This window comes from Gelidibacter maritimus, from assembly GCF_014062315.1.
In the GTDB taxonomy this organism is placed as follows: domain Bacteria; phylum Bacteroidota; class Bacteroidia; order Flavobacteriales; family Flavobacteriaceae; genus Gelidibacter; species Gelidibacter maritimus.
Genome location: NZ_JACGLT010000010.1, coordinates 1 through 13,730 on the forward strand (window position 1 = coordinate 1; position 13,730 = coordinate 13,730).

11 protein-coding genes, 1 tRNA gene and 1 pseudogene are annotated in these 13,730 nt (G+C 37.5%); 5 read left to right on the forward strand and 8 right to left on the reverse strand.

The features are described 5' to 3' along the window. Together H3Z82_RS19540 and H3Z82_RS12545 are read left to right on the forward strand one after the other, a co-directional pair. Positions 1–419, forward strand: a 419-nt coding sequence (locus H3Z82_RS19540) for an ISAon1 family transposase N-terminal region protein (RefSeq protein WP_317172434.1), incomplete at its 5' end; no start/stop codon positions are given. 55 nt (positions 420–474) lie between these two features. After that, positions 475–1,395: an ISAon1 family transposase gene (locus H3Z82_RS12545; protein WP_220459144.1), complete on the forward strand. Its 921-nt coding sequence runs from the start codon at positions 475–477 to the stop codon at positions 1,393–1,395. A gap of 117 nt (positions 1,396–1,512) precedes the next feature. Here the strand turns inward: H3Z82_RS12545 and H3Z82_RS12550 are convergent. The 7 genes and pseudogenes from H3Z82_RS12550 to pta all read right to left on the reverse strand — a co-directional run bounded on the left by H3Z82_RS12550 (position 1,513) and on the right by pta (position 7,799). Next, positions 1,513–1,586: transfer RNA gene (locus H3Z82_RS12550), tRNA-Arg, on the reverse strand. A gap of 268 nt (positions 1,587–1,854) precedes the next feature. Next, positions 1,855–2,550 carry an AKAP7-like phosphoesterase domain-containing protein gene (locus H3Z82_RS12555; RefSeq protein WP_182205861.1) on the reverse strand — a complete coding sequence of 232 codons (696 nt, stop codon included), beginning with the start codon at positions 2,548–2,550 and terminating at the stop codon, positions 1,855–1,857. Between the two features lie 35 nt (positions 2,551–2,585). Further along, positions 2,586–3,191, reverse strand: a complete 606-nt coding sequence (locus tag H3Z82_RS12560) for a MarR family winged helix-turn-helix transcriptional regulator (RefSeq protein WP_182205862.1) — start codon at positions 3,189–3,191, stop codon at positions 2,586–2,588. A 197-nt stretch (positions 3,192–3,388) separates the two neighbouring features. After that, a pseudogene (locus tag H3Z82_RS12565) lies at positions 3,389–3,649 on the reverse strand (DUF2024 family protein). 129 nt (positions 3,650–3,778) lie between these two features. Next, positions 3,779–4,012 carry a thioredoxin family protein gene (locus tag H3Z82_RS12570; RefSeq protein ID WP_163515766.1) on the reverse strand — a complete coding sequence of 78 codons (234 nt, stop codon included), beginning with the start codon at positions 4,010–4,012 and terminating at the stop codon, positions 3,779–3,781. Between the two features lie 422 nt (positions 4,013–4,434). Continuing rightward, on the reverse strand, positions 4,435–5,619 hold the full coding sequence (locus tag H3Z82_RS12575; protein WP_182205863.1) for an acetate/propionate family kinase: 1,185 nt from the start codon (positions 5,617–5,619) through the stop codon (positions 4,435–4,437). Between the two features lie 71 nt (positions 5,620–5,690). After that, positions 5,691–7,799, reverse strand: a complete 2,109-nt coding sequence (gene pta, locus H3Z82_RS12580; RefSeq protein WP_182205864.1) for a phosphate acetyltransferase — start codon at positions 7,797–7,799, stop codon at positions 5,691–5,693. Positions 7,800–8,333: 534 nt separating this feature from the next. Here pta and H3Z82_RS12585 point away from each other — a divergent pair. From H3Z82_RS12585 to asnB, 3 genes are read left to right on the forward strand one after another with little or no spacing between them, the layout of a single operon-like run. Beyond that, a complete protein-coding gene (locus H3Z82_RS12585) occupies positions 8,334–9,533 on the forward strand; it encodes an alanine dehydrogenase (protein WP_182205865.1) in 1,200 nt (399 codons plus the stop codon). Positions 9,534–9,535: 2 nt separating this feature from the next. After that, on the forward strand, positions 9,536–9,913 hold the full coding sequence (locus tag H3Z82_RS12590) for a hypothetical protein (protein ID WP_182205866.1): 378 nt from the start codon (positions 9,536–9,538) through the stop codon (positions 9,911–9,913). Positions 9,914–9,916: 3 nt separating this feature from the next. Then, entirely contained in the window at positions 9,917–11,722 is a 1,806-nt protein-coding gene (gene asnB, locus H3Z82_RS12595; RefSeq protein ID WP_182205867.1) for an asparagine synthase (glutamine-hydrolyzing), read from the forward strand. A 241-nt stretch (positions 11,723–11,963) separates the two neighbouring features. Here the strand turns inward: asnB and H3Z82_RS12600 are convergent. After that, positions 11,964–13,730 (reverse strand): T9SS type A sorting domain-containing protein (locus tag H3Z82_RS12600; protein ID WP_182205868.1); only part of this gene is annotated, 1,767 nt, incomplete at its 5' end.

The following is a 13,730-nucleotide window of genomic DNA, read 5'->3' on the forward strand; positions in this document are numbered from 1 at the left end:
GGGTCAACACAAAAAGTTGTGGAGTAAGGAAAAATAAAAGAACTTTGGAACAAAAATTTTCTATGTCCTCAGATTCACTATTATCTATTGCCAATTTATTACTCCCCGAAGTTCTTGTGACCTATTTTGATCTTAAAAAACACGAGGTCAAAGGCGAAGAGCTCCACTTTTATTTTACGGAACTGAACACCGTCCCCGAGGGACACAGTGGCATTAGGCTTCATTCCAAAGGATTCTTCCCTGAGGCCACGGTTCAGGATTTTCCTATACGTGGAAAGAACGTCTTTCTGCACATCATACGTCGCAGATGGGTTGACCGGGACACGGGTACAGTGGTAACCAGAGATTGGCAATTGGTAGCAAAAGGAACTAGGATCACTAGTGAGTTTGCTACTTTTTTAAAACAGATCCGTCAGTAACAATGCCTCGAGCACATCGCTTGTTGCCAAGTTCTATGGCGTCAGTCCCAGGAACCTGCAAAGGCAGTACAAGGACTATCTAAGCGATTTTAAGACCTGGGACCAGAAAGCGCATGCAAAGCAATGGCTCCTCTTCCCACAAAACCTTGGAGGCTACCTATCCCTTGATGAGACCGCTTTTTCCAATGGAGAACTATATACCATAGTGACCAATAAAAACGCCCAGGGAAAAAAGGGGGCCATAGTGGCCATGGTCAGGGGCACCAAGGCAGAGGATGTTATAAGGGTATTGCAGCAGATCCCTTTAAAACAAAGAAGAACGGTCAGGGAAGTCACCTTGGACATGGCCGGGAACATGGGTCTGATCGTTAGAAGATCATTCCCCGAGGCAACCTTGGTCATAGACCGTTTCCATGTCCAGAAACTGGCACTGGAGGCACTGCAGGAGATCAGGATCAAGCACAGGTGGGAAGCACTGGATGCTGAAAATGACGCCATTGAAAACGCCAGGACCAAATCCACAAAATACACTCCGGAGTTATTGCCCAATGAGGATACGTTAAAACAGTTATTGGCCAGGAGCAGATATCTACTTTACAAAGCAAGCAGTAAGTGGACTGATAATCAACAAAAAAGGGCAGCAATACTCTTTGCACGCTATCCCGATCTGGAAAAAGCATATAAATTATGTCAGAACCTTTCCTGGATATTCAACAACACAAAGGACAAGACATCGGCTCTCATAAGATTGGCAAAGTGGGATGAAAAAGTGAGACAGGCGGCATTTAAAAGCTTTAATACCATCTCCAGAACCATGTCAATCCATTATCAAAATATACTGAACTATTTTGACAACAGAAGTACCAACGCTTCTGCAGAATCGTTCAATGCAAAAATAAAAGCTTTTAGAGCGCAGTTCAGAGGGGTTAGAAACATGGAATTCTTCCTGTACAGACTTACAACAATTTATGCATAATCCTAAAATCCCACAACTTTTTGACTTGATCCGAAATATCTTTAAAATTTCAATTTATCATATTTCGTAAAACAAAAAATCCACCAACCTGTTGGTTGATGGAAGTTCTGCGTTAAGTGAGCCCGATAGGATTCGAACCTATGACCGCCTCCTTAGAAGGGAGGTGCTCTATCCAGCTGAGCTACGAGCCCATTCAAGAACTAGTGTTCTGAAAATGGTAAAGACAGACTAAAAACAATTTTCATTTGTCTTACGGTCGGCAAATATACAATTTCTATTAAAACATCATAAACAAAAAGCAAAAAAATTGATCTTTAAATAGCATGTTTTTATCTCGAAAATAAATATAAAAACAAACGACTTAATTACTAATTACTTAAGTCTACGATTTAACTTTTATTAATTAACCAAATTTGCAAAATATTCACTAAAGCCATCTTGATTTCATCCTCATTGAGTTTATGTTTTGCTGTTTCCAATCTTAAATTCATGAAGATTTGTAACCAATCGCTCTCGGTGGTACCAATCGTTATACGAAAGTTCCAACTTATTTACCTGGAAACTTCCAAAATCATGATTTCTGTACTTTTCTACAAGTTCCAAAAATCTTTCTTTTTGCTTTAATGGTTCGGTAAACCGGAAGACGGTTGCATGTGCTGTCTGAATCAAATAGCGCTCGTCCATACTTTGTTCCAAATTAGAGTCTTTAAAGTCTCTCCTTAGGTTATTTCTAATAGTATTTAAATGGTTATCCCCCATAAAACCTTGGATCATAATACAAGAAGGCGATGCGGTAATGCCTTGACAGCTTATACTAAACTTCTTGGCATTTTTAAGACTATTGGCTATTTGTTCAACGTAGGCTGGTACATTCAGGTTTCGCAGCATAAGTCCATCGTAACAAGAGATTATGGAGATTACTGTGATGTGAATATCAGAGTTTGGATAATAATATTGATTGGGTTCGAGGCTTTTAAGATCTTCCAAAAATCTCTGAATTTTAATTTTGACATCCATTGGAGGTCTGATCAAAAGTGACATTCCAAATCGCCGATCATTATCAGCATGGATCATTGGGTCAATTTCGTAATTGTCGGAAGATATTTCACTAATGGATTCCTTGTAAAGCGTGTCGTAATGTTCTTGGAGATTCAATGATTTAATCTTATTAGTAGGTGATTATGATATTTTTAACTGATGACTTTATGGTCTGGACAGTCGACACGAATTTCAGTTTCTGCGAGTTTTTTGTTTAGGAGGTTACAGTAATGGATTCCAGCATCGCTCTTGTAATAAGCACAAGTAAAACACATGCGTTGAATAGTAATAACTCCTGATTTATTTAAATCATATATCAATTTTAACAATCCGTCGAGCATAACCGTTTTTTGTTCTTCAGCTAATTTTTCTAAAGGTTGCTCGATGGAAGATGTAAATAACGATGCCTTTTTTGCTATTTTTTCCCCTTCAGGAGTAAGGACAATTGAATAGCTTCTTGCATCTGATGCATCGGATATTTTCGACACCAAATCTTTTGCAAGTAATACCTTAACACTATCGCTAATAGTCGCTTTGGTCATATTGAATTCATCTGCTAAATAACCGACTTTGCATTTCTCCAACGAATGGAAATGAATAAAAATCAAAATCTGAATTTGTATCGGACTCAATGAATTTTCTTTACTTTCATTCCAAAGTAGAACCCTGAACGCCGCTGAAATTCGTTCAAGAGCCACTACAATTTTGTGCTCTATTTGTTGGTTTTGTACATCTAAATTGAAAGATGAATGCTTCATGTCTGATAGATTTATACAGAAGATTACCCAAAAAAACTGAGTTTCCCAAAACAAATTTAATTTTAGGTGATAAAATTCTCTATTTATTTTACCTCTTCAACAAATATATAACCTAACCCCAAAAAGTTGTATACTTTCTCATTGAAAGTATCTGCCAAAAATTTGAAGTTCCTATAAATCTTTAATACCTGTTTTCATTAACAGTTTTCCATTTCGAGAATGAAATAACCTTTCTTATTGATTTCTTCTTCCCATTGTGGTCTTAGGTTTTCAATATGACAAAAGCTGCACTCCTTTGATGTTAATGCTTGTTCGTCTTGTGCCTTGGTTTTCAATTATTCCTTACCATAGCTGTAAATAATATTTGGATCTCTAATTTCTTGAGGTGCTATGATATCAAAGTGCATCACGTTACCGTCTTTTTTAGTTACATAAGTGTCCCAAACTGCTACTTTCATTTTTGTTTATTTTTTGACTGATCCTTGTATTTAAAGCAAATCAAAAGGACTAAATCAGTCCTAATTATTGCACTTTTCATTCTGAAAAGCCCTGTAAAGATAGGAGCTCTAACTTTACAGGGCGATTTATTAGCCCTTCACATCTGCCATGGATGCCCCAAAATTAAGGTGAAGCACATTTCCATTTGGCGTTAAAAGTGCCGGAACCGATTTGACTCCAGCTTTTTCAGCTTCAGCTATTCGGCTACGATCTTCACCAATGTGAACAAGTTCTACATTGTCTGAACCGATAAGATTTACGATGTCATGTTCTGCACTAATACAGACTGGACATCCGGCGTGATAAAAAATTGATTTTGCCATTTTTTAAGATTTTAATTGTGTTTTGGTAATATTGCCACTATAAATATAGTAAGGATTCCTAACTAATAAAGTTAAATTTTATTATTTTTTTCATTTTTTTTTTTCGTGCACGCATATTTTGTGGTTGATCTTTAGTTCAAATTAAAAGCGTAACAACTTGTATATCATTTATTTAATCACATCAATTTTAATACTATCTGATTATTTAAAATGTCTAAAAGCACTTATCCATTTGAAACATTTTAGATACGCCTGATTTCCATCTTTCCAATAATATGAGGAAAGACATTTTATTGTCAGCTTGAAAATAAATTGCTGTTGTTTATTCAGCGAACACAATCCAGGAAACTTGAATAAATCTCAAAAAAAAAGTAGCACCAAAATCAGTGCTACTCCTACTCCATTAAATATCATTTATAAAATCAAGTTACCAATTCATAAGCTTGCTTTGCAATTTCCAGTTCCTCATTGGTAGGAATGACCAATATTTTTACTTTGGAAGCAGTAGTATTGATTTCTCTTAAATCTCCAGATCTTTTATTGTTTTTGGTAGTACCCAAGTTCAATCCAAAGACCTCCATGTCCTCACATACCAATTGCCTGATAACACTTGAATTCTCTCCAATCCCTGCCGTAAAAACAATGGCATCCAATCCATTCATTGCAGCAGCGTAAGCGCCAATATATTTTTTAATACGATAGGCGTTCATTGATAAAGCCAGTTGGCAATCTTTATTTCCATTTTCAGCTTCGGCTTGAATATCCCTTAAATCCACATGTCCCGTTAGCCCCAACATCCCACTTTGATTGGTGAGCAGTGTTTTGACATTATCTAATGTGTAACCCAAGTTATTAACCATATGAAAAATAATTGCGTGATCGATATCACCACTTCGAGTCCCCATGATTAAACCATTGGAAGGTGTGAATCCTAAGCTATGGTCTATACTCTTACCATCCTTGACCGCAGTCATACTACAGCCATTGCCCAAATGGATGGTGATGATTTTAGATGATTCCTTTCCTAAATAAGCAATTGCTTTTTCTGATACATACTGGTGACTCGTTCCGTGGAAACCATAGACCTGAATGCCGTTTTCCTCATATAGGCTTGTTGGAATGGCATATCTTTTGGCCTTTTCGGGAATGGTTTGGTGAAAAGCTGTATCAAAAATGGCCACTTGCTTTGCAGAAGGAAAAATCTCTTCTGCTACTAATATGCCTTCAAGATTTCCCGGATTGTGCAAAGGTGCCAAGGCTGCGTATTCCTGTATTTTATCCTTAACTTCTGTAGTAATTAATGTGGTGTCTGAAAACGAATTTCCTCCGTGTACCACACGATGTCCTACTACCTTAATTTCGTTGGTGTGGGTAATGACCCCTTTTTTGGGGTCAAGCAATAACTCTACCACTCTCTCAAGGCCTTGACTGTGCGTCTCGATATGATGTGTTTGTTGCAGATTTTCGCCATTTGTTTTATAACTTATAGTCGCATTTTTATATCCAATGCGCTCCACTAATCCACTGCAGATTAAAGTTTCGGAAGGCATATCCATTAATTGAAATTTTATGGAAGAACTTCCGGAATTGATGATTAATATCTTCATATATCTTTAATTTTCGACGTTTTGCCGTAATACCTCACTCTTAATACTTTATACTTAATTCTTAGTACTCATTAGATGCCTTGTGCTTGAATTGCTGTTACAATAACCGTGTTATAGATATCGTCTATGGTACAGCCTCGGCTTAAATCGTTAACTGGTTTGTTTAACCCTTGGATTATGGGGCCAATTGCCAATGCTTTTGTTTCTCGTTGTACTGCTTTATAGGTGTTATTTCCTGTGTTAAGATCTGGAAAAATAAAGACGTTGGCCTGTCCTGCAACTTCCGAATCTGGAAGTTTCAATTTGCCCACAGCAATATCTACAGCTGCATCATATTGAATTGGACCTTCTACTTTAAGGTCTGGTCGTTTTTCCTTCACCAATGTTGTCGCTTCTCTTACTCTTTCCACATCTTCACCCACTCCAGAAGTGCCAGAAGAATAGGACAACATGGCAATTTTCGGATCTATTCCAAAAACCGTACTGGTTGCTGCCGAAGAAATGGCAATATCAGCCAATTGGATGGACGTTGGGTTTGGATTAATGGCACAATCGCCATAAACAGAGACCCGATCATCCAACAACATAAAAAACACAGACGAAACAATAGGCGCTTCAGGTTTGGTTTTAATGAATTGAAGCGCTGGCAGAATGGTGTGCTGAGTGGTATGAGCGGCTCCGGAAACCATACCATCAGCATCGCCTTTGTAAACCATCATCGTACCAAAATACGATACATCTTCCATCAAATCCTTAGCCATTGGCAAATTGACATTCTTATGTTTACGGAGTTCAAAGAGCGTTTCTGCGTAAGATTCAAAATATTCGGATTCGATTGGATTAATTACGGTGACCTTATCCAAATCCAGTCCAATATCAAGATTGGTTATTTTATCCTCAATTTGTTTTTTATTCCCCAATAGCGTAATCGTTACCACATCCAGGTCGACAAGTCGTTTGGTGGCTCTTAAAATACGTTCGTCATTTCCTTCTGGCAAGACAATATGTTTCTTGCTCGACTTTGCTTTTTGAAATAAGTTATACTGAAACATTCTCGGCGTAACCCCATTGGATTGAAAGGTAATTAAACGCTCGATAAGTGCATCCACATTGACATATTTTTCAAATTCATTTATAGATGTGGTTATCTTGTCTGTGTTTTCAGCATAGATTTGCGACTGTATGCTACCCAGACGATTTGTTACCGAAAACGTTCCTCCTTCAACTAAAATTATTGGAACAACCTCTGAAAGTCCCTCAATGAGTTTTAGGATAGAGTCTTCAGGCATCAGTCCTCCTGTAAGTACAATCCCGGATATAGAAGGATAATTATCAGAAATATTGGCTTGCAACGCCCCTAAAATAATGTCGGCTCTATCACCTGGCGTTATGACCAAGGCTTTTTCCTTTAAGTGAATAAGGTAATTGCGCAGCTGCATGGCCCCCACACTATAGTTACCCGCTTGATTGTTTATGAATTCTTCGCCAAAAAGCACTTTGGCATCCAAGGTGTCAACTATCTCTCTGATGGATGGATTTGCAAGACTATGATTTAGCGGAATTGAATTTACAATAACACCTTTAGGTAAGTATTTCTCCAACTCTGAAGTCACTAATTCCAGGTTTTGTGGTTCTATCTTATTGGCGATAACAGCCAATATTTCAACTCCTTTGTCCTTAAAAGAATCATAAGCCATTTGTAAATTTGCTACAAGTTGGTCCAAGGTTTTACCAACACCTCCTCCAACAATAATGGCAGGTACACCCAAATTTTTGGCAATCAATACGTTCATGTCAAATTCCATAATGGATCCTTCGCCGATAAAACTCGAACCTTCTACCAAAACAAAATCGAAACGTTCTTCAAGGCTTTTATATTTTTCAATGATTATGCCCATGATCTCACTGTCCTTGTTGGCATTTTTTTTCCGAATGACCTCGCTTCTTGTAAAGGCGTAGGCGTCTTCAAATTTTATGTCCAAATTGAAATAGGTGGAAACTGTATTGATATGATTGTCTTTTTTTCCGGGCTCGAAATCATCAATAACTGGCCTGAAATAACCGACTTTTGCCGCTTTCCCCAACAGCGATTGCATCAGTCCTAAAGAGATAATAGATTTCCCAATATTGGGTTCTGTGGTGGCAATATAAATGCCCTTATTGGTTGTTTTTTTTGACATGTTAAGTGGTGATTATATGGTCTTCCCACAAGTGGGTTGCATTCACGATTATTATTGTAATTTTATTTTAAAAAGCTTTGAAATCAAGCTACAAGTTATTCTAAACGATTATATCTGGTACGAAATCCGAACAAAAATAGCGATTTCGTTCCGTTAAGCAAAAGTTGCCCCTAATCTAAACTGATTAAAATCGTTTGTTCAATTGGTTGACAAATATCCTGAGTTTATTTATAAAATCTCATGACTTTAATCATGAAATCAAGATAAAATTCGAAGGGCATAGGATACCAATACTGTCAAGATTTTTTAGGTAGTTCACGCTAAAGTGTACAGAATTAGTTTAAGCAGCTGCAATTCAAGTTCAAACGGAACCATGGTTTTTTTATCTCCATTTATTATTGTCATAATTATTAAGCATTTATTCAGAGCGGTGAAATTCCTCCAATTATCGATATTATCCAATTTCGATTAATTTTAATTAGATATTTCAAATCGGAAAATTATTTGTAATTTCAGTGCTTATTTCAAAGTCAAATGAGCAAATCCATTTCTCCTTTTACCCGGGAACAATTGCTTCCTCAGGAAGAAACTCTGGAAGTTTTCAAAAAAAAGGGAAATCTTTTTATTGGTATTCCAAAAGAAACTTATTTTCAGGAAAAGCGTGTTTGCTTAACTCCTGACGCTGTATCAGCCTTGGTTTCCAATGGCCATCGGGTCATGATTGAAGCTGGAGCTGGCGATGGTGCCAACTTTAAAGACAGAACCTATAGCGAGGCAGGTGCCGAAATAACCAAGGATACCGCCAAAGTGTACTCCTGCCCTATCATATTAAAAGTTGAACCCCCTTCTTTAGATGAAATTAAGCTTATAAACCCGCAGACTTTATTGATCTCAGCGCTGCAATTAAAAACACAAAGCAAAAAATACTTTGAAACCTTGGCCACCAAACGCATCACGGCCTTAGCCTTCGAATTTATAAAGGATGACGATGGTTCTTACCCAGCAGTTCGATCATTGAGTGAAATTGCAGGAACAGCCTCCATTCTTATTGCCGCCGAATTGTTGTCGAACATTAATGGTGGCAACGGATTGATGTTTGGGAATATTAGTGGCGTCCCACCAACTGAAGTCGTTATTATTGGTGCAGGAACCGTGGGAGAATTTGCTGCCCGTTCTGCCATTGGCATGGGCGCAAATGTCAAGATTTTTGACAATTCCATTACCAAACTAAGATCGGTCCAATCGCATTTAGGTAGGACACTTTACACATCTACTCTCCAACCTAAAAACCTGATCAAGGCCTTGAAGCGTTGTGATGTGGCTATTGGCGCTGTTAGAGGCACCAACAGAGCACCCGTTGTGGTTACTGAAGCTATGGTGGACTGTATGAAAACTGGGGCTGTAGTTATTGATGTCAGTATTGACATGGGAGGTTGTTTTGAAACCAGTGAGGTCACTACCCACGATAAACCAACCTTTGACTATAATGGCATTGTACATTATTGTGTGCCTAATATCCCTGCCCGATATTCCCGATCGTCCTCGGTATCAATAAGTAATATGTTTACACCCTATCTTTTAAAAATTGGAGAAGATGGCGGGATTGAAAATGCACTTCGTTTTGATCGAGGTTTAAAAAATGGATTGTACTTTTACCACGGTATTTTAACCAGCAAATTGGTTGCCAATTGGTTTGACTTAAAATACACTGACGTCAATCTTTTAATTTTTTAATAATGAAGTTTATCCATCGTGTCGGATATTATTTGGGCGGCTTTTCCATAGGTTTAATTATACTATTCTTTTTTTTAAGTGGAAAGAAAACCTCATGTGCTTACGGCCCCAATGCAAGGACGACAAAAAACATCTCACTCAAGCAAAAAACATATTCAGAGGATGCATTATCTACGATGCGATCATTTGAAATGGATACTGTTGCTGTTTCTGACATGATCAAGCATGGTAATGTCAACTTTTCGGAAAGTGATACCAAGAGCGAAACTTGCAAGACCTATATTATTGAGAACAGTTATAAAAAGCAAGAATTCAAATTGCAAGTTAAAAATTGTGATTCATTAGTCACCATAGAATCGATTGTTCCTTATAGAAAATAAAATATGTGCGGTATTTACCTGAGTAATATTCCTTTTGACAAAAATGAGATAGTTGAGAAACTCAACTCTATTTCTTTTAGAGGACCAGACTTCAAGGCAGTGGAAAACATAAATGGCATTAGCTTTGGTCATTTGCGTTTATCCATATTAGACTTAGATCCACGTTCTCATCAACCGATGCATTTTGATAATCTTACCATAGTCTACAATGGTGAAATTTATAATTACAAAACAATTAAAAAGGAGCTTCAAGATTTAGGGTATCAATTTAAGACTGAAAGCGACACCGAAGTTTTATTAATAGGGTTCAAGCATTGGAATAAAAACATTCTAGACAAAATTAATGGCATGTTTGCTTTTTCTATTTACGATGCAGATACGAACATCTTGTTTTCAGCAAGAGACAGACTTGGTGTTAAACCATTTTACTACTATTGGGATGATGGTCAATTTGAAATTTGCAGCCAAATAAGACCTCTGCTGGGGGATAAAAAAGTTAGTAATGATGCTATTTCAATGTTCTTGGATTGTGCCTTCATACCAAGCCCATATACCATTGTTGAAAATGTTTACAAACTTCCTCCAGGAAACTGTTTAGAAATTAATTTAAACAATAATAGTCTTAAAATTAATGAGTATTGGAATTTAAAACGAGTTGAACCAAGGAATATTTCCTACGAAGCGGCAAAGGAAGAACTTCGCGAATTACTTTTTGATGCGGTTAGAATTAGGCTCCATGCTGATGTTCCAGTTGGTTCATTTCTTTCAGGTGGCATTGATTCATCTTTAATAACTAGTATTGCAACAAAAGTTTCGAAATCAAAAATTAATACCTTTTCAATAGGATTTGATGACTCTGAATACGATGAAAGTAAGATAGCTGAACAATTTGCCAGTATTCTCGAAACAAATCATAAAACAACTATTTGCAATCCCAGTGATCTTTTAGAGCTTATCCCGAAACTTACTGAGGTATATGACGAACCATTCGGTGATAGCTCAGCTCTACCTTCTCTACTGTTAAATAAAGTAACTAAGCATTACGTAACAGTGGCTCTTTCAGGAGATGGAGGTGACGAGAGCTTTATGGGTTATAACCATTTTGATTCTCTGGTTCGAAACAAAAGGATAATGGACATCCCCTTTATTATTAGAAAAAGTATAGCTAAATCTGGAGTGTTAAAACTTTTTGGCATGAATACTCATAGAATCAAGAATGCTCTAAACACAGAAAATAGAAATGATTTTATAGAAAATATTTTCTCTAGAAAAGGATTTCTTTTAAAGGAGAAGAAACAGGATTATATGAAACATTATCAGGGCTATAAAACTTGGTCTGATAATTTTTTACAGAAAGCGGCCGATTTAAATATAAAGTTATGGCTTGAAAATGATAGTAATGTGAAGGTCGATCGTGCGAGCATGGCCTATTCTGTTGAGGTGAGAAGTCCTTTTTTGGATTATAGGGTCATTGAATATGCAAGATCTCTACCTATGCATTTCAGGTACGAAAAAGGAAAACAGAAGAAGATTTTACGTGATATTCTTAAAGATTATATACCGGAAGAAATATTCGACCAACCCAAACGTGGTTTCGCGGTGCCTATAGGCAGTTGGATGCGTACAGAGCTTAAAGATGAATTTTATAGTGCTTTAAATGATAAGTTTCTAAATAGCGTTCCCAATCTAAATGTCCCTAAATTTAAGCGTCTTTTATCTGAGCATATGGAAATGAAAGAAGACCATACAGCACATATATGGAAACTATATGTGTTGAGTAAATGGTACGACGAATTTGGGTTTAGATAAGTTACATAAAGAAGCTTTACATTTATTTAAAAGATGCTGTATCTGATATGTCGAGCAAAATATCCATTCTTCGACTGTCTATTATTAATAAGTCTTTTAGAAATCATAATATTTTCATTGTTGAGAAATTAAGAATTGTGATTCATTAGTCACCATAGAATCGATTGTTCCTTATAGTAAATAATTAAGCCACAGAAATATTCCATGGCTCAATCAATCTTTTATAATGTTTATCAAAAAATTATCTCAGCACTACTTTTTTGGTAATCACTCTTTGATTGTCCACCAATTGCAGTAGATATATTCCAGATGCAAAATCTGATAAATCGATAGTTTTATTATAACTCTTATGGTCCTTTATACTGATTGCTTCAGTATATAAAGATTTACCAGAAAGGTCATACAAATGGATGCTTGATGCGTCGGATAGTCCCGAAATTTTTATGTGAACTTCACCATAAGTTGGATTTGGATGAATCAAAAAATCTAGTTTCACAGTATCTTCTAAGGCTACATTTCCATCAACAATTTGAGAATTGGCGCAGTTTCGAACTTTAACCATCACGCTGTCCGTATCAGAGTCTAACTCGTGATATACCATCACAGAATATTCTGTATCTTCCTCTGGGTTCACAGTTATACTTTTGGTTGTTTCTCCAGTACTCCACAAATATTCACTATTAGCAGGACCTCTTGCAGTTAGCACAGTACTTTCGTCTGAACAAATGGCCACGTCATCACCTGCATTAGCAACTATCTTTTCAAAGACATTAACTTTAATCGATTTTTCCGAAGAACAATCGTTAATGTAGCCAACAACATCAAACGTTTGGGTTTTTGTCGGACGTACCGCGATGTTGGGTTGGGTAGCGCCATTACTCCATTTATAGCTATCGGCACCTTTAGCTGATAAGGTGATAAACTCACCCTCAAGAATATCCGCCTCAGAACCATTGATAATTCTTACGTTAGGTTTCGGACTTACTTTAACAGTGGCATCATCTGTACCAGACGCATCACCAATATAAGCCGTAACTGAGTATTTTGTTGTGGTTTGTGGATTAACCGTTATACTTGCAGTTTTCTCACCTGTACTCCATAAATAACGATCGCCACCGGTTGCTGTTAATGTAACAGCTGAACCTTGACAAATATCTTTGTTCCCTCCTGCACGAGCGAAAACTCGAGGCGTTTCAACGGTTACCTTAACCGTGGCAGAGGCTTCACACCCGTTTATTGTCCCTTTTACTGTGTAGGTTGTTGTTACGGAGGGACTTACATTAATGCTCGTTCCAGTTTCTCCTGTGCTCCATTTATAAGACTTTGCTCCAGATGCTGTTAAGGTTGTGCTATCACCAGAAGTGATCGTGATATTCTTTCCTGCAGATACTGTTGGTATTGAATTGACCGTTACGTTGACCTCATCCGTATCTGAATATTGGCCTGATTCGTCATATGCAGTAACAGAATACGTGGTGGTCGATGATGGGCTCACTGAAATACTTTCGGTTGTTGCTCCCGTACTCCACAAATAAGTAGCGCCTCCCGTAGCGGTTAAGGTTGCACTTGAACCAGCACAGATGCTTTGATCTGCTCCAGCATCAGCAACAACTTCAACTGTATTTGTAACGGTAACTCTTACAGTATCCGTGGCCTCACAACCGTTGGATATTCCTGTAACAGTATATGTCCTGCTTGTCGAAGGACTCACGGTAATGCTCGCTCCAGTGGCCCCGTTACTCCATTTATAGGTCGTAGCTCCAGTGGCGGTTAAAGTGACATTATCACCTGAATTTATCGTAACATTACCTCCAGCTTCCACTGTTGGCAGTGCATTTACTGATACTTTGACCTCATCCGTATCTGAATATTGACCTGATTCGTCATAAGCAGTAACAGAATATGTGGTGGTTGATGATGGGCTCACTGATATACTTTCGGTTGTTGCTCCCGTACTCCACAAATAAGTAGCGCCTCCCGTAGCGGTTAAGGTTGCACTTGAACCAGC

Excerpts from the sequence above, each read along its gene's own strand:
- H3Z82_RS12560 (WP_182205862.1), bottom strand. The coding sequence starts at position 3,191 with ATGAAGCATTCATCTTTCAATTTAGATGTACAAAACCAACAAATAGAG.
- H3Z82_RS12570 (WP_163515766.1), bottom strand. The coding sequence starts at position 4,012 with ATGGCAAAATCAATTTTTTATCACGCCGGATGTCCAGTCTGTATTAGT.
- H3Z82_RS12575 (WP_182205863.1), bottom strand. The coding sequence starts at position 5,619 with ATGAAGATATTAATCATCAATTCCGGAAGTTCTTCCATAAAATTTCAA.
- pta (WP_182205864.1), bottom strand. The coding sequence starts at position 7,799 with ATGTCAAAAAAAACAACCAATAAGGGCATTTATATTGCCACCACAGAA.
- H3Z82_RS12585 (WP_182205865.1), top strand. The coding sequence starts at position 8,334 with ATGAGCAAATCCATTTCTCCTTTTACCCGGGAACAATTGCTTCCTCAG.
- H3Z82_RS12590 (WP_182205866.1), top strand. The coding sequence starts at position 9,536 with ATGAAGTTTATCCATCGTGTCGGATATTATTTGGGCGGCTTTTCCATA.
- asnB (WP_182205867.1), top strand. The coding sequence starts at position 9,917 with ATGTGCGGTATTTACCTGAGTAATATTCCTTTTGACAAAAATGAGATA.